This window comes from Mycoplasma sp. P36-A1, assembly GCF_049478495.1.
Taxonomy (GTDB): domain Bacteria; phylum Bacillota_I; class Bacilli_A; order JAJDGJ01; family JAJDGJ01; genus P36-A1.
This window is the reverse complement of the sequence record NZ_CP168083.1, coordinates 1853892-1872507: the sequence shown is the minus strand read 5'-3', so window position 1 is coordinate 1872507 and position 18616 is coordinate 1853892. Positions and strand designations below refer to the sequence as shown.

The following is an 18616-nucleotide window of genomic DNA, read 5'->3' as shown; positions in this document are numbered from 1 at the left end:
TTGAAAAAGGCAGTACTGTTTAGTTTTGAGAGGTCGAAAAGACTTCTTAAGTAGTAAAGATCTTTGACAACTGAATAATATTAGAAAACAAACAAGATAGATAAGTAAGACAAACAAAAATAAATGGAAGGAATTTCTGTTTATTGGAGTGGGTAATACTAAAGATTTTACAAAAAACAAGCAAAAGAAAGAGCGAAACTTTCAAAAAAACGCAAGAATAAACTTGAAAAAAAAGTAAGGTTAAGGAAGAAAGAGCGTATGGTGAATGCCTAGACACTTGGAGCCGAAGAAGGACGCGGTAATCTGCGAAAAGCCCTGATAAGAGGATAACACTCGTAGTCAGGGGTATCCGAATGGGAGAACCCATAGTTAGAGATAACTAAATGCATGCATAAATACATAGTGCATGACAAGGCAGACCTAGGGAACTGAAACATCTTAGTACCTAGAGGAAAAGAAAACAAAAGTGATTCCCCTAGTAGCGGCGAGCGAACGGGGAGAAGCCCAAACCGCAGCGATGCGGGGTTGTAGGACCACAATAGAGTGAGCGAGTGATAGCCGAATTACCTGGGAAGGTAAGTCAAAGAGAGTGAAAGCCTCGTAGGCGAAATTACTTCAACACAAAGTGGAATCCTGAGTACAACGGGACACGAGAAATCCTGTTGGAATCCGCCAGGACCATCTGGCAAGGCTAAATACTACCAAGTGATCGATAGTGAACCAGTACCGTGAGGGAAAGGTGAAAAGAACCCCGGAAGGGGCAGTGAAAGAGAACCTGAAACCATATGCTTACAAAAAGTTAGAGCCCGTTAAAGGGTGATAGCGTGCCTTTTGTAGAATGAACCGGCGAGTTATGATTGCATGCGAGGTTAAATAGAAGATATGGAGCCGAAGCGAAAGCGAGTCTTAATAGGGCGCAAAGTATGTAGTCATAGACCCGAAACCAGGTGATCTAGCCATGGCCAGGTTGAAGTTTAGGTAACACTAAATGGAGGACCGAACCTACGCACGTTGAAAAGTGCGAGGATGAGCTGTGGTTAGGGGTGAAATTCCAATCGAACCTGGAGATAGCTGGTTCTCTCCGAAATAGCTTTAGGGCTAGCCTTGATAAGAGTCTTCTGGAGGTAGAGCACTGAATGTATGATGGCCCCAGCATGGGGTACTGAGTATAATCAAACTCCGAATGCCAGAAAGATATGATCAGGAGTCAGACTATGGGTGATAAGGTCCGTAGTCGAAAGGGAAACAGCCCAGATCTCCAGCTAAGGTCCCAAAGTATATGCTAAGTGGAAAAGGATGTAAAGTTGCACAGACAGCTAGGAGGTTGGCTTAGAAGCAGCCATCCTTCAAAGAGTGCGTAACAGCTCACTAGTCGAGTGACTTTGCGCCGAAAATTTACCGGGGCTAAGCATAACACCGAAGCTGAGGACAGAAATGTGGTAGGAGAGCGTTCTAATTGAGAAGAAGCCATACCGTGAGGAGTGAGTGGATTGATTAGAAGTGAGAATGCCGGTGTGAGTAGCGAATAAGGGTGAGAATCCCTTACACCGATTGACTAAGGATTCCTGGGGAAGGCTCGTCCGCCCAGGGTAAGTCGGGACCTAAGGCGAGGCTGAAAAGCGTAGTCGATGGACAGCAGGTAGAGATTCCTGCACCGTTGTTACAACAGAAGGAGTGACAAAGAAGGCTAGGGTGAGCTAGCGAGATGGATGTTAGTAGGCTAGTAGAAGGAGTACTATAGGCAAATCCGTAGTACATAATCTAAAGACTAGACAAGATTGAGCAATCAAGAACACCCGATGCCAGCTTTCAAGAAAAGCTTCTATGGCTAATTGTAACAATGCCCGTACCGAGAACGAACACACGTGGTCAGGAAGAGAATTCCGAGGTGAGCAAGAGAACTATTGTTAAGGAACTCGGCAAAATGACTCCGTAACTTAGGGAGAAGGAGTGCTTATAGAAATATAAGCCGCAGTGAATAGGCCCAAGCGACTGTTTACCAAAAACACAGCTCTCTGCAAAGTCGTAAGACGAAGTATAGGGGGTGACGCCTGCCCGGTGCTGGAAGGTTAAGGGGAAGTGTTAGCAGCAATGCAAAGCACAGAACCGAAGCCCCAGTAAACGGCGGCCGTAACTATAACGGTCCTAAGGTAGCGAAATTCCTTGTCGGGTAAGTTCCGACCCGCACGAAAGGCGTAACGATTTGGGCACTGTCTCAACAATAGACTTGGTGAAATCTTAGTACCTGTGAAGATGCAGGTTACCCGCGACAAGACGGAAAGACCCCATGGAGCTTTACTGTAGCTTGATATTGGGATTTAGTATATTATGTACAGGATAGGTGGGAGCAAAAGAGATACATGCGCAAGTGTGTATTGATGCGATGTTGGGATACCACCCTTGATATATTGAATCTCTAACTAGAACCCCTAAACGGGGTATAGGACAGTGTCTGGTGGGCAGTTTGACTGGGGCGGTCGCCTCCTAAAAGGTAACGGAGGCGCCCAAAGGTACCCTCAGCATGGATGGAAATCATGCAAAGAGTGCAATGGCAAAAGGGTGCTTGACTGCGAGAGCAACAACTCGAGCAGGGACGAAAGTCGGGCATAGTGATCCGGCGGTGCAGAATGGAATGGCCGTCGCTCAACGGATAAAAGCTACCCTGGGGATAACAGGCTGATCTTGCCCAAGAGTTCACATCGACGGCAAGGTTTGGCACCTCGATGTCGGCTCATCGCATCCTGGGGCTGAATTCGGTCCCAAGGGTTGGGCTGTTCGCCCATTAAAGCGGTACGCGAGCTGGGTTCAGAACGTCGTGAGACAGTTCGGTCCCTATCTGTCGTGGGCGTAGGATATTTGAGAAGGGCTGTCCTTAGTACGAGAGGACCGGGATGGACCTACCTCTGGTGCACCAGTTGTCACGCCAGTGGCATGGCTGGAAAGCTAAGTAGGGAAAGGATAACCGCTGAAGGCATCTAAGCGGGAAGCCTACTTCAAGATGAGATATCCCAATAAGTAAGACCCCTTGAAGACTACAAGGTAGATAGGACACATGTGTAAGTACAGCGATGTATTAAGCTGAGTGTTACTAATAGGTCGAGGACTTAACCTTGAAAAAGACTAATATTATTCAGCAAAGACTTTACAAAGTCTGGTGTTGATGGCAAGATGGACACACCTGTACCCATACCGAACACAGAAGTTAAGCATCTTAGCGCCGAATGTAGTACGAAAGTGCGAGAATAGGACATCGCCAGGCAAAGTAAGAGCCCCCTTAAAAGGGCTTTTTTTATTAACAGCTCTTAGGGCTGTTTTTTTATATTCTTTATTAAAAAAAGTGATCGTTCTACTTAGCTTATAAATAATAAGTTATATCAATGGTAACTTATTACCAGAAAATAAAATAAAATACTCATCCCATTTTTAAATGATAACAAATCAAGCAGTAGAGCCCTTTTTCTATTAACATAGCTCTTTAGTAATATAATCTTAAACATAGTGCTAGAGTTATTAAATTATCTATTTAAAGATATTACAATAGTAGCAATCATTACTAAAGTGTCACATCGATTAATTTATAGAGATCATAATATAAATAGTTTTAAAGTAAAAGAAACAGTAGAATGTTTAAATAAAACAGCGTTATTGTAAGTGTCATTTAGATAATAATATACATGTTTAGTACTTTTACTTATAAGTGTAACTATAGATAAAGATAGATGATAAAAAATTTACATATAGTATTTAAAGGTTTTAAGTGTTGTATACTTACGTTTTTATTAAAAACAGGTTAATTTTATTTTAATATAGTAAAAAGAAACAATTAATATTGCTTATGTAAGGGAAAAAATGGTATTATATAAACAAGCCAAATAGGCGATAAAAAATAGTAATAACAAATTAATTATAAAAAAGATATGAAAAGCATTGACAAAACAGTAGTAAATTTGTTATTATATATAAGCGTTGAAAAAGCGCAAAACACATCGAAAGATGTACGATCTTTGAAAACTAAACAGAACTGTCAATTCAATTCAGTCAGGAAATCAAAACAAATGGATAACACAATTATCCTGTCAATAAATTAATATGAAGAGTTTGATCCTGGCTCAGGATGAACGCTGGCGGCATGCCTAATACATGCAAGTCGAACGAAGAAAACCAAGAATAAAGTGCTTGCATTTTAAACTTGGATCATTTTCTTAGTGGCGAACGGGTGAGTAACACGTAGGTAACCTACCCTTTAGATTGGGACAACAGTTGGAAACGACTGCTAATACCAGATAATATCAACCATCGCATGGTGGAAGATTAAAAGAAGCTTTCAAGCTTCACTAAAGGATGGACCTGCGGTGCATTAGCTAGTTGGTGAGATAAAAGCTCACCAAGGCGACGATGCATAGCCGACCTGAGAGGGTGAACGGCCACACTGGGACTGAGACACGGCCCAGACTCCTACGGGAGGCAGCAGTAGGGAATTTTCCACAATGGGGGCAACCCTGATGGAGCAATGCCGCGTGAGAGAAGAAGGCCTTCGGGTTGTAAATCTCTGTTATAAGGGAGGAAAACTGCAAAGAGGAAATGCTTTGCACTTGACATTACCTTATCAGAAAGCCACGGCTAACTACGTGCCAGCAGCCGCGGTAATACGTAGGTGGCGAGCGTTATCCGGAATTATTGGGCGTAAAGGGTGCGCAGGTGGTTATGAAAGATTGTGGTTAAAGAATGGGGCTCAACTCCATAATGCCATGATAACTGCATAACTAGAGTACAGAAGAGGAAAGCGGAATTCCATGTGTAGCGGTGGAATGCGTAGATATATGGAGGAACACCAGTGGCGAAGGCGGCTTTCTGGTCTGTAACTGACACTGAGGCACGAAAGCGTGGGGAGCAAATAGGATTAGATACCCTAGTAGTCCACGCCGTAAACGATGAGTACTAAGTGTTGGGGCAACCCAGTGCTGAAGCAAACGCATTAAGTACTCCGCCTGGGGAGTATGCTCGCAAGAGTGAAACTCAAAGGAATTGACGGGGGCCCGCACAAGCGGTGGAGCATGTGGTTTAATTCGAAGCAACGCGAAGAACCTTACCAGATCTTGACATCTAGTGCGAAGCTATGGAAGCATAGTGGAGGTTAACACTAAGACAGGTGGTGCATGGTTGTCGTCAGCTCGTGTCGTGAGATGTTGGGTTAAGTCCCGCAACGAGCGCAACCCCTATTGTTAGTTGCCAGCATATAAGGTGGGGACTCTAACAAGACAGCTAGTGACAAGCTAGAGGAAGGTGGGGATGACGTCAAATCATCATGCCCCTTACGATCTGGGCTACACACGTGCTACAATGGTCAGTACAAAGAGAAGCAAACTCGCAAGGGCAAGCAAATCTCAAAAAGCTGATCTCAGTTCGGATTGTAGTCTGCAACTCGACTACATGAAGCTGGAATCGCTAGTAATCGCGGATCAGAATGCCGCGGTGAATACGTTCCCGGGCCTTGTACACACCGCCCGTCACACCACGAGAGTTGATAACACCCAAAGTCGATGACCTAACAGCAATGAAGGAGTCGCCTAAGGTGGGATTGATGATTGGGGTGAAGTCGTAACAAGGTATCCCTACCGGAAGGTGGGGATGGATCACCTCCTTTCTAAGGAGAAAGAAGGCTGGATTGAAAAAGGCAGTACTGTTTAGTTTTGAGAGGTCGAAAAGACTTCTTAAGTAGTAAAGATCTTTGACAACTGAATAATATTAGAAAACAAACAAGATAGATAAGTAAGACAAACAAAAATAAATGGAAGGAATTTCTGTTTATTGGAGTGGGTAATACTAAAGATTTTACAAAAAACAAGCAAAAGAAAGAGCGAAACTTTCAAAAAAACGCAAGAATAAACTTGAAAAAAAAGTAAGGTTAAGGAAGAAAGAGCGTATGGTGAATGCCTAGACACTTGGAGCCGAAGAAGGACGCGGTAATCTGCGAAAAGCCCTGATAAGAGGATAACACTCGTAGTCAGGGGTATCCGAATGGGAGAACCCATAGTTAGAGATAACTAAATGCATGCATAAATACATAGTGCATGACAAGGCAGACCTAGGGAACTGAAACATCTTAGTACCTAGAGGAAAAGAAAACAAAAGTGATTCCCCTAGTAGCGGCGAGCGAACGGGGAGAAGCCCAAACCGCAGCGATGCGGGGTTGTAGGACCACAATAGAGTGAGCGAGTGATAGCCGAATTACCTGGGAAGGTAAGTCAAAGAGAGTGAAAGCCTCGTAGGCGAAATTACTTCAACACAAAGTGGAATCCTGAGTACAACGGGACACGAGAAATCCTGTTGGAATCCGCCAGGACCATCTGGCAAGGCTAAATACTACCAAGTGATCGATAGTGAACCAGTACCGTGAGGGAAAGGTGAAAAGAACCCCGGAAGGGGCAGTGAAAGAGAACCTGAAACCATATGCTTACAAAAAGTTAGAGCCCGTTAAAGGGTGATAGCGTGCCTTTTGTAGAATGAACCGGCGAGTTATGATTGCATGCGAGGTTAAATAGAAGATATGGAGCCGAAGCGAAAGCGAGTCTTAATAGGGCGCAAAGTATGTAGTCATAGACCCGAAACCAGGTGATCTAGCCATGGCCAGGTTGAAGTTTAGGTAACACTAAATGGAGGACCGAACCTACGCACGTTGAAAAGTGCGAGGATGAGCTGTGGTTAGGGGTGAAATTCCAATCGAACCTGGAGATAGCTGGTTCTCTCCGAAATAGCTTTAGGGCTAGCCTTGATAAGAGTCTTCTGGAGGTAGAGCACTGAATGTATGATGGCCCCAGCATGGGGTACTGAGTATAATCAAACTCCGAATGCCAGAAAGATATGATCAGGAGTCAGACTATGGGTGATAAGGTCCGTAGTCGAAAGGGAAACAGCCCAGATCTCCAGCTAAGGTCCCAAAGTATATGCTAAGTGGAAAAGGATGTAAAGTTGCACAGACAGCTAGGAGGTTGGCTTAGAAGCAGCCATCCTTCAAAGAGTGCGTAACAGCTCACTAGTCGAGTGACTTTGCGCCGAAAATTTACCGGGGCTAAGCATAACACCGAAGCTGAGGACAGAAATGTGGTAGGAGAGCGTTCTAATTGAGAAGAAGCCATACCGTGAGGAGTGAGTGGATTGATTAGAAGTGAGAATGCCGGTGTGAGTAGCGAATAAGGGTGAGAATCCCTTACACCGATTGACTAAGGATTCCTGGGGAAGGCTCGTCCGCCCAGGGTAAGTCGGGACCTAAGGCGAGGCTGAAAAGCGTAGTCGATGGACAGCAGGTAGAGATTCCTGCACCGTTGTTACAACAGAAGGAGTGACAAAGAAGGCTAGGGTGAGCTAGCGAGATGGATGTTAGTAGGCTAGTAGAAGGAGTACTATAGGCAAATCCGTAGTACATAATCTAAAGACTAGACAAGATTGAGCAATCAAGAACACCCGATGCCAGCTTTCAAGAAAAGCTTCTATGGCTAATTGTAACAATGCCCGTACCGAGAACGAACACACGTGGTCAGGAAGAGAATTCCGAGGTGAGCAAGAGAACTATTGTTAAGGAACTCGGCAAAATGACTCCGTAACTTAGGGAGAAGGAGTGCTTATAGAAATATAAGCCGCAGTGAATAGGCCCAAGCGACTGTTTACCAAAAACACAGCTCTCTGCAAAGTCGTAAGACGAAGTATAGGGGGTGACGCCTGCCCGGTGCTGGAAGGTTAAGGGGAAGTGTTAGCAGCAATGCAAAGCACAGAACCGAAGCCCCAGTAAACGGCGGCCGTAACTATAACGGTCCTAAGGTAGCGAAATTCCTTGTCGGGTAAGTTCCGACCCGCACGAAAGGCGTAACGATTTGGGCACTGTCTCAACAATAGACTTGGTGAAATCTTAGTACCTGTGAAGATGCAGGTTACCCGCGACAAGACGGAAAGACCCCATGGAGCTTTACTGTAGCTTGATATTGGGATTTAGTATATTATGTACAGGATAGGTGGGAGCAAAAGAGATACATGCGCAAGTGTGTATTGATGCGATGTTGGGATACCACCCTTGATATATTGAATCTCTAACTAGAACCCCTAAACGGGGTATAGGACAGTGTCTGGTGGGCAGTTTGACTGGGGCGGTCGCCTCCTAAAAGGTAACGGAGGCGCCCAAAGGTACCCTCAGCATGGATGGAAATCATGCAAAGAGTGCAATGGCAAAAGGGTGCTTGACTGCGAGAGCAACAACTCGAGCAGGGACGAAAGTCGGGCATAGTGATCCGGCGGTGCAGAATGGAATGGCCGTCGCTCAACGGATAAAAGCTACCCTGGGGATAACAGGCTGATCTTGCCCAAGAGTTCACATCGACGGCAAGGTTTGGCACCTCGATGTCGGCTCATCGCATCCTGGGGCTGAATTCGGTCCCAAGGGTTGGGCTGTTCGCCCATTAAAGCGGTACGCGAGCTGGGTTCAGAACGTCGTGAGACAGTTCGGTCCCTATCTGTCGTGGGCGTAGGATATTTGAGAAGGGCTGTCCTTAGTACGAGAGGACCGGGATGGACCTACCTCTGGTGCACCAGTTGTCACGCCAGTGGCATGGCTGGAAAGCTAAGTAGGGAAAGGATAACCGCTGAAGGCATCTAAGCGGGAAGCCTACTTCAAGATGAGATATCCCAATAAGTAAGACCCCTTGAAGACTACAAGGTAGATAGGACACATGTGTAAGTACAGCGATGTATTAAGCTGAGTGTTACTAATAGGTCGAGGACTTAACCTTGAAAAAGACTAATATTATTCAGCAAAGACTTTACAAAGTCTGGTGTTGATGGCAAGATGGACACACCTGTACCCATACCGAACACAGAAGTTAAGCATCTTAGCGCCGAATGTAGTACGAAAGTGCGAGAATAGGACATCGCCAGGCAAAGTAAGAGCCCCCTTAAAAGGGCTTTTTTTTATGTCTCTTTGATCAAAAGGGATGTAATTATACAATTTGATACATGATTTAATACAAGATAAAACAGCTTTTTGGGCTGTTTTTTTAATTAATTATATTATTGCCTAGATCTAAGATGTTAAAAATAGAAGTGTTTCTTAAAAGAGTTGATTTATAATATTAATTAAAAAAGAGCTGCTTATATTATTAATAAATGATAAAGTTATATTGGTATTAATTTGATAACTACTTAAGTAGTTAAGCTAAATAAAAAGTATTGAATCTAGTAGTGATGTAAAAAGTATTATAAAGATATTTTTTACACTAACTATTTAACAACTACTGTATTATTATTACTTGAAGCTATTATTTCCATTCAATAAATTATAGAATTAAAACATAATTAATAAAACTGGATAGTAATGATTATGAGTAAAAGCAGCCTTTATTTAGTGGTCTTTTAAAAAAACAGCTAGTTATTAATTAAGATAGAGCTTCTTATAGTAAAATAAAGAGCAAAATAACTTGATACAAGCTTAAATAAGCAAGTATAAGCTTAAATAGATAAACAATGATATAAAGTATCATCTATAGTACTAATAGCTATAATTGTGGCAACTATCTTAATTTTAGATTAGTATCTAAAACTAAAAGCAGTTAATAAATTACTTGTTAAGAAAGTTTACTAAGAAGTATTCGTTTAGTATTATTGTAGATAACTTTTAATATAGCTAGCTAAATAGTCAAAAAAAGATTAAAAATACTAGAATAAGGACAAAAAATTAAATTATTATAAGATTATATTCTAATGCTAGTATTTATAAGTGTTGATAAAATTAGCTTAAAACTATTAAAAATAGAATAATCAACTAAACTTATCCCCAAAACACTAAAAAAAGAAGGTAAAACATAAAATAAAGAAGAAATAAATAAAGTCTAAAAACAACTGTGGATAAAAGTAAAAGCATAAAAGTTTGTGAAATTATTAACAAATAGTGCAAATGAAAAAATATTATCAATTGAAAAAAATAAAAAAGAAATGAAAAGAATTAGAAATGGTTAACTAGAAAAGAAAAAAGAAGAAAAGCAAGAAAAAACAAGCAGAAAAATGATAAAAAAAAGGCAAAATACATTAAAGAAAACTATAGAATTATAAAAGAAAAGAAAATAAGTAAAAAAAGCAAAAAAAAAGCAAAAAAGCGTTGACCTATAGTGTTTAAATTGTTATTATATATGGGCGTTGAAAAACGAAAGTAATAAAACGCAACGATCTTTGAAAACTAAACAGAACTGTCAATTCAATTCAGTCAGGAAATCAAAACAAATGGATAACACAATTATCCTGTCAATAAATTAATATGAAGAGTTTGATCCTGGCTCAGGATGAACGCTGGCGGCATGCCTAATACATGCAAGTCGAACGAAGAAAACCAAGAATAAAGTGCTTGCATTTTAAACTTGGATCATTTTCTTAGTGGCGAACGGGTGAGTAACACGTAGGTAACCTACCCTTTAGATTGGGACAACAGTTGGAAACGACTGCTAATACCAGATAATATCAACCATCGCATGGTGGAAGATTAAAAGAAGCTTTCAAGCTTCACTAAAGGATGGACCTGCGGTGCATTAGCTAGTTGGTGAGATAAAAGCTCACCAAGGCGACGATGCATAGCCGACCTGAGAGGGTGAACGGCCACACTGGGACTGAGACACGGCCCAGACTCCTACGGGAGGCAGCAGTAGGGAATTTTCCACAATGGGGGCAACCCTGATGGAGCAATGCCGCGTGAGAGAAGAAGGCCTTCGGGTTGTAAATCTCTGTTATAAGGGAGGAAAACTGCAAAGAGGAAATGCTTTGCACTTGACATTACCTTATCAGAAAGCCACGGCTAACTACGTGCCAGCAGCCGCGGTAATACGTAGGTGGCGAGCGTTATCCGGAATTATTGGGCGTAAAGGGTGCGCAGGTGGTTATGAAAGATTGTGGTTAAAGAATGGGGCTCAACTCCATAATGCCATGATAACTGCATAACTAGAGTACAGAAGAGGAAAGCGGAATTCCATGTGTAGCGGTGGAATGCGTAGATATATGGAGGAACACCAGTGGCGAAGGCGGCTTTCTGGTCTGTAACTGACACTGAGGCACGAAAGCGTGGGGAGCAAATAGGATTAGATACCCTAGTAGTCCACGCCGTAAACGATGAGTACTAAGTGTTGGGGCAACCCAGTGCTGAAGCAAACGCATTAAGTACTCCGCCTGGGGAGTATGCTCGCAAGAGTGAAACTCAAAGGAATTGACGGGGGCCCGCACAAGCGGTGGAGCATGTGGTTTAATTCGAAGCAACGCGAAGAACCTTACCAGATCTTGACATCTAGTGCGAAGCTATGGAAGCATAGTGGAGGTTAACACTAAGACAGGTGGTGCATGGTTGTCGTCAGCTCGTGTCGTGAGATGTTGGGTTAAGTCCCGCAACGAGCGCAACCCCTATTGTTAGTTGCCAGCATATAAGGTGGGGACTCTAACAAGACAGCTAGTGACAAGCTAGAGGAAGGTGGGGATGACGTCAAATCATCATGCCCCTTACGATCTGGGCTACACACGTGCTACAATGGTCAGTACAAAGAGAAGCAAACTCGCAAGGGCAAGCAAATCTCAAAAAGCTGATCTCAGTTCGGATTGTAGTCTGCAACTCGACTACATGAAGCTGGAATCGCTAGTAATCGCGGATCAGAATGCCGCGGTGAATACGTTCCCGGGCCTTGTACACACCGCCCGTCACACCACGAGAGTTGATAACACCCAAAGTCGATGACCTAACAGCAATGAAGGAGTCGCCTAAGGTGGGATTGATGATTGGGGTGAAGTCGTAACAAGGTATCCCTACCGGAAGGTGGGGATGGATCACCTCCTTTCTAAGGAGAAAGAAGGCTGGATTGAAAAAGGCAGTACTGTTTAGTTTTGAGAGGTCGAAAAGACTTCTTAAGTAGTAAAGATCTTTGACAACTGAATAATATTAGAAAACAAACAAGATAGATAAGTAAGACAAACAAAAATAAATGGAAGGAATTTCTGTTTATTGGAGTGGGTAATACTAAAGATTTTACAAAAAACAAGCAAAAGAAAGAGCGAAACTTTCAAAAAAACGCAAGAATAAACTTGAAAAAAAAGTAAGGTTAAGGAAGAAAGAGCGTATGGTGAATGCCTAGACACTTGGAGCCGAAGAAGGACGCGGTAATCTGCGAAAAGCCCTGATAAGAGGATAACACTCGTAGTCAGGGGTATCCGAATGGGAGAACCCATAGTTAGAGATAACTAAATGCATGCATAAATACATAGTGCATGACAAGGCAGACCTAGGGAACTGAAACATCTTAGTACCTAGAGGAAAAGAAAACAAAAGTGATTCCCCTAGTAGCGGCGAGCGAACGGGGAGAAGCCCAAACCGCAGCGATGCGGGGTTGTAGGACCACAATAGAGTGAGCGAGTGATAGCCGAATTACCTGGGAAGGTAAGTCAAAGAGAGTGAAAGCCTCGTAGGCGAAATTACTTCAACACAAAGTGGAATCCTGAGTACAACGGGACACGAGAAATCCTGTTGGAATCCGCCAGGACCATCTGGCAAGGCTAAATACTACCAAGTGATCGATAGTGAACCAGTACCGTGAGGGAAAGGTGAAAAGAACCCCGGAAGGGGCAGTGAAAGAGAACCTGAAACCATATGCTTACAAAAAGTTAGAGCCCGTTAAAGGGTGATAGCGTGCCTTTTGTAGAATGAACCGGCGAGTTATGATTGCATGCGAGGTTAAATAGAAGATATGGAGCCGAAGCGAAAGCGAGTCTTAATAGGGCGCAAAGTATGTAGTCATAGACCCGAAACCAGGTGATCTAGCCATGGCCAGGTTGAAGTTTAGGTAACACTAAATGGAGGACCGAACCTACGCACGTTGAAAAGTGCGAGGATGAGCTGTGGTTAGGGGTGAAATTCCAATCGAACCTGGAGATAGCTGGTTCTCTCCGAAATAGCTTTAGGGCTAGCCTTGATAAGAGTCTTCTGGAGGTAGAGCACTGAATGTATGATGGCCCCAGCATGGGGTACTGAGTATAATCAAACTCCGAATGCCAGAAAGATATGATCAGGAGTCAGACTATGGGTGATAAGGTCCGTAGTCGAAAGGGAAACAGCCCAGATCTCCAGCTAAGGTCCCAAAGTATATGCTAAGTGGAAAAGGATGTAAAGTTGCACAGACAGCTAGGAGGTTGGCTTAGAAGCAGCCATCCTTCAAAGAGTGCGTAACAGCTCACTAGTCGAGTGACTTTGCGCCGAAAATTTACCGGGGCTAAGCATAACACCGAAGCTGAGGACAGAAATGTGGTAGGAGAGCGTTCTAATTGAGAAGAAGCCATACCGTGAGGAGTGAGTGGATTGATTAGAAGTGAGAATGCCGGTGTGAGTAGCGAATAAGGGTGAGAATCCCTTACACCGATTGACTAAGGATTCCTGGGGAAGGCTCGTCCGCCCAGGGTAAGTCGGGACCTAAGGCGAGGCTGAAAAGCGTAGTCGATGGACAGCAGGTAGAGATTCCTGCACCGTTGTTACAACAGAAGGAGTGACAAAGAAGGCTAGGGTGAGCTAGCGAGATGGATGTTAGTAGGCTAGTAGAAGGAGTACTATAGGCAAATCCGTAGTACATAATCTAAAGACTAGACAAGATTGAGCAATCAAGAACACCCGATGCCAGCTTTCAAGAAAAGCTTCTATGGCTAATTGTAACAATGCCCGTACCGAGAACGAACACACGTGGTCAGGAAGAGAATTCCGAGGTGAGCAAGAGAACTATTGTTAAGGAACTCGGCAAAATGACTCCGTAACTTAGGGAGAAGGAGTGCTTATAGAAATATAAGCCGCAGTGAATAGGCCCAAGCGACTGTTTACCAAAAACACAGCTCTCTGCAAAGTCGTAAGACGAAGTATAGGGGGTGACGCCTGCCCGGTGCTGGAAGGTTAAGGGGAAGTGTTAGCAGCAATGCAAAGCACAGAACCGAAGCCCCAGTAAACGGCGGCCGTAACTATAACGGTCCTAAGGTAGCGAAATTCCTTGTCGGGTAAGTTCCGACCCGCACGAAAGGCGTAACGATTTGGGCACTGTCTCAACAATAGACTTGGTGAAATCTTAGTACCTGTGAAGATGCAGGTTACCCGCGACAAGACGGAAAGACCCCATGGAGCTTTACTGTAGCTTGATATTGGGATTTAGTATATTATGTACAGGATAGGTGGGAGCAAAAGAGATACATGCGCAAGTGTGTATTGATGCGATGTTGGGATACCACCCTTGATATATTGAATCTCTAACTAGAACCCCTAAACGGGGTATAGGACAGTGTCTGGTGGGCAGTTTGACTGGGGCGGTCGCCTCCTAAAAGGTAACGGAGGCGCCCAAAGGTACCCTCAGCATGGATGGAAATCATGCAAAGAGTGCAATGGCAAAAGGGTGCTTGACTGCGAGAGCAACAACTCGAGCAGGGACGAAAGTCGGGCATAGTGATCCGGCGGTGCAGAATGGAATGGCCGTCGCTCAACGGATAAAAGCTACCCTGGGGATAACAGGCTGATCTTGCCCAAGAGTTCACATCGACGGCAAGGTTTGGCACCTCGATGTCGGCTCATCGCATCCTGGGGCTGAATTCGGTCCCAAGGGTTGGGCTGTTCGCCCATTAAAGCGGTACGCGAGCTGGGTTCAGAACGTCGTGAGACAGTTCGGTCCCTATCTGTCGTGGGCGTAGGATATTTGAGAAGGGCTGTCCTTAGTACGAGAGGACCGGGATGGACCTACCTCTGGTGCACCAGTTGTCACGCCAGTGGCATGGCTGGAAAGCTAAGTAGGGAAAGGATAACCGCTGAAGGCATCTAAGCGGGAAGCCTACTTCAAGATGAGATATCCCAATAAGTAAGACCCCTTGAAGACTACAAGGTAGATAGGACACATGTGTAAGTACAGCGATGTATTAAGCTGAGTGTTACTAATAGGTCGAGGACTTAACCTTGAAAAAGACTAATATTATTCAGCAAAGACTTTACAAAGTCTGGTGTTGATGGCAAGATGGACACACCTGTACCCATACCGAACACAGAAGTTAAGCATCTTAGCGCCGAATGTAGTACGAAAGTGCGAGAATAGGACATCGCCAGGCAAACAGACAGCCATTAGGTTGTCTTTTTTTGTGTATAAAAATATATTTTGTATCTTCACAATTATTTTATGTTTTAATATAAAATATAATGTATAATTAAATAAAAGGATGTGAATTTTTTAATGTACGATATAATAGTTATAGGAGCTGGTCATGCTGGAATTGAGGCATGTTTAGCTACTTCAAGAATGAATCATAATACACTATTAATTACTACTCATATAAAGTCAATTGGTCACCTACCATGTAATCCTAGCATAGGTGGTCCCGCAAAAGGAATAGTAGTTAGAGAAATAGATGCACTTGGTGGTCAAATGGGTATTACCACAGATGCTACATATATACAGCTTAAAATGCTGAATACTACAAAAGGTCCTGCTGTTCAATCACTTAGAGCACAGGTTGATAAAATTAAATATCCAGCATTTATGAAAGATGTTGTATTGAACCAAAGTAATTTAGAAGTTCTAGAAGATAGTGTTATAAGTTTAATAGTGGATAATAAAAAGAATATTACCGGGGTAATAACTAAAAATGGAAAAGAAATTCATGCGGAAAAAGTTATTATAACATCTGGTACATATTTAGAGAGTTGTCAACTTATAAGTGATGAAGTTACTAGTAAAGGACCAGATGAATATGATAGTGTAATTGGACTATCTGCTCGTTTAAAAGAATTAGGTTTTAAATTACAACGACTTAAAACAGGAACACCTGCAAGAGTCGCTCTTGATACTGTAGATTTTTCAAAAACAAGTGTAGAGTACGGTACAAATGAAAAACTCGCTTTTTCAGACATGACAAAAGAATATGTTCCATACGACTTACAGGTACCTTGTTATCTTACTTATACAAATTTAGAAACTCATAAAATTATCAATGATAATTTAAGTAGATCAAGTATGTATTCAGGAGTAGTCACAGGAATTGGACCAAGATATTGTCCATCTATTGAAGATAAGTTAGTTAGATTTAGTGATAAAGATCGACATCAATTATTTTTAGAACCAGAATCAAGAGAGATGAACTCAATCTATGTACAGGGATTTTCTACTTCTATGCCTAGAGATGTTCAAGAAAAAATGATTCACAGTATTGCAGGTCTTGAGAACGCTAAAATATTAAAATATGGTTATGCTATAGAATATGATGCTATAGATTCTACCCAACTCTATGCAAGTTTAGAGTCTAAATTAGTAAATGGATTATATTTTGCTGGTCAAATCAATGGTACAAGTGGATATGAAGAAGCAGCAGGACAAGGAATTATGGCTGGTATTAATGCAGGATTATCATTAATGCAAAAAGAGCCCCTTATCTTGAAAAGAGATGAAGCCTATATAGGTGTTATGATTGATGATCTTGTAACTAAAGGTACTGCTGAACCATACAGATTATTAACAAGTAGAGCTGAATATCGTTTATTATTAAGAACAGATAATGCTTCACAACGTTTAACTATTAAAGGATATGAAGCTGGATTAGTATCACAAGAAAGATATAATGCATTATTGAATATAGATGAACAAACACAACAGTTAAAAAATTTACTTAATACAAGCAGATTTACACCAAAGAGTGAAATAAACAAAAGGTTTAAAGAGATTGATTCAAGTCCACTATACGAAGGCGTAAGCGCTCTTGAATTGTTAAAAAGACCAGAAATAACAGTGAAATTCTTACTAGAAAACATTAATCAAAGCATTGTATTTGATGATAAAGCAATCAAAGCAGTAGAAGTAGATGTTAAGTATGAAGGTTACATTAAAAAAGCTGTTAATCAAGCAAAAAAATATCGTGAACTAGAAGATAAAATAATACCTTCTAAAATAAATTATGAAATGGTTTCTAATTTAGCACTAGAGGCTAGACAAAAACTATCTAATATTAGACCTCAATCTATAGGTCAAGCATCACGAATTTCAGGTATTAATCCAAGTGATATACAAAATTTACTTCTGTATATCAAAACAGGAGGTTTAAATGACTAAACAACAATTTACTAAGGCTTTATTAGAAATTAATATTAATATTAGCGAAGAACAATTAAATAAGTTTGATATTTATTATAAGACATTAGTTGAATGGAATGAGAAAATGAATTTAACTGCAATAACTAAGGAAGATGAAGTTTATGAAAAACATTTTTATGATTGCTTGTTAGCTTCAACTATGATAGATTTTTCAGATCAGAGTATTGTAGACATAGGAGCAGGTGCCGGATTTCCAAGTATTCCTCTTAAAATTATTTTCCCTAATCTTAAAATTACAATAGTAGATAGTTTAAATAAAAGGATTATTTTCTTAAAAGAATTAATTAACAGACTTCAAATTGAAAATGTTACAGCTATTTCAGGAAGAGCAGAAGAATTTGCACTTAATAATAGAGAAAAATATGACATTGCAACTGGTAGAGCCGTTGCAAGATTAAATATATTAGATGAACTATGCTTGCCATTAGTTAAAAAGAATGGATATTTTTTAGCATTAAAGGGTAAACAAGGATTAGAAGAGGCAGAAGAAGCCAAAAAAGGAATAGATATACTTGGTGGAAAAGAACTAAACATAAAAAAATATGAACTATCTAGTGAACATAGTACAAGATATTTGTTATTATATAAGAAGGTAAATAAAACACCAATAAAATACCCAAGAAGTTTTGGGCAAATAAAGAAAAAGCCGCTATGAGGGGGGAAAAGTAGTGGAGAAAGATATCAAAGAGATTACAGTTGATTCAATAATGTTGAATCCACATCAACCAAGACTAAATTTTAGTGAACAACATATAATAGAACTAGCAGACTCAATAAATGAGAACGGATTAATACAACCTATAGTTGTAAGACAAACAAGAGATGGTTATGAATTAGTTGCTGGAGAACGAAGATTAAGAGCTACAATGCATCTAAAACAACCTAAAATACAAGCAATTGTTACAAACTATAATGATAAAGAATCTGCTAAGATTGCTATAATAGAAAACATTCAAAGAGAAAATTTAAGCTCGGTTGAAGAAGCAATTGCATTTGAAAAATTAATAAAAGAACATGACTATACACAATCACAATTAGCTAATTCATTAGGAAAATCACAGTCAACAATTGCTAATAAACTTAGATTATTAGGTCTAAGTGAAAAAGTTAAAGAGCATATTGTAAACAAAGATATAAATGAAAGACACGGAAGAGCACTATTAAAATTTAGCTCAATAGCTGATCAGGAAGAAATAGTAAACACAATTATTGAAAAAAAGCTTAATGTAGCACAAACAGAAGCATTAATAGATAAAAAGATTGCTAAAATAAAGAAACCACTTAAAAAAAGAATTGTAGTAAAAAATGATTATAGATTAGAAGTAAATACCATAAAACAATCAATTAATATGATAAAAAAAACAGGAGTTAACGTTACTTTTGATAATTATGAAACAGAAGAAGGAATGAAAATAGAAATATTATTGAAAAAGTAGGTGGTGCTCATTCAAAAA

The 18616-nt window shown here is 41.1% G+C and carries 4 protein-coding genes and 8 rRNA genes; all 12 read left to right on the top strand.

Annotated features, from left to right (window positions below; translation table 4 throughout):
* Window positions 1–238 precede the first annotated feature (238 nt).
* The 12 genes from ACD762_RS09070 to ACD762_RS09015 all read left to right on the top strand — a co-directional run bounded on the left by ACD762_RS09070 (window position 239) and on the right by ACD762_RS09015 (window position 18598).
* Window positions 239–3112: ribosomal RNA gene (locus ACD762_RS09070) — 23S ribosomal RNA — on the top strand.
* Between the two features lie 38 nt (window positions 3113–3150).
* A 5S ribosomal RNA gene (gene rrf / locus ACD762_RS09065) occupies window positions 3151–3259 on the top strand.
* Window positions 3260–3498: 239 nt separating this feature from the next.
* Window positions 3499–3651 carry a hypothetical protein gene (locus ACD762_RS09060; protein ID WP_423363676.1) on the top strand — a complete coding sequence of 51 codons (153 nt, stop codon included), beginning with the start codon at window positions 3499–3501 and terminating at the stop codon, window positions 3649–3651.
* Window positions 3652–4086: 435 nt separating this feature from the next.
* Window positions 4087–5644 (top strand): 16S ribosomal RNA (locus tag ACD762_RS09055).
* A gap of 259 nt (window positions 5645–5903) precedes the next feature.
* A 23S ribosomal RNA gene (locus tag ACD762_RS09050) occupies window positions 5904–8777 on the top strand.
* A 38-nt stretch (window positions 8778–8815) separates the two neighbouring features.
* A 5S ribosomal RNA gene (gene rrf / locus ACD762_RS09045) occupies window positions 8816–8924 on the top strand.
* Between the two features lie 1367 nt (window positions 8925–10291).
* Window positions 10292–11849: ribosomal RNA gene (locus tag ACD762_RS09040) — 16S ribosomal RNA — on the top strand.
* A 259-nt stretch (window positions 11850–12108) separates the two neighbouring features.
* Window positions 12109–14982 (top strand): 23S ribosomal RNA (locus ACD762_RS09035).
* A gap of 38 nt (window positions 14983–15020) precedes the next feature.
* Window positions 15021–15129 (top strand): 5S ribosomal RNA (gene rrf, locus ACD762_RS09030).
* The 16S, 23S and 5S rRNA genes sit together here, the layout of an rRNA operon.
* A 122-nt stretch (window positions 15130–15251) precedes the next feature.
* Window positions 15252–17120 carry a tRNA uridine-5-carboxymethylaminomethyl(34) synthesis enzyme MnmG gene (mnmG, locus tag ACD762_RS09025; RefSeq protein ID WP_423363675.1) on the top strand — a complete coding sequence of 623 codons (1869 nt, stop codon included), beginning with the start codon at window positions 15252–15254 and terminating at the stop codon, window positions 17118–17120.
* Window positions 17113–17904 (top strand): 16S rRNA (guanine(527)-N(7))-methyltransferase RsmG, encoded by a 792-nt coding sequence (gene rsmG, locus ACD762_RS09020; protein ID WP_423363674.1) that lies wholly within the window; start codon window positions 17113–17115, stop codon window positions 17902–17904. The genes mnmG and rsmG overlap by 8 nt, the downstream gene beginning before the upstream one ends.
* The gene (locus ACD762_RS09015) at window positions 17831–18598 is read left to right on the top strand and encodes a ParB/RepB/Spo0J family partition protein (RefSeq protein WP_423363673.1); all 768 of its coding nucleotides are present in this window, start codon (window positions 17831–17833) and stop codon (window positions 18596–18598) included. The genes rsmG and ACD762_RS09015 overlap by 74 nt, the downstream gene beginning before the upstream one ends.
* Window positions 18599–18616: the final 18 nt, after the last annotated feature.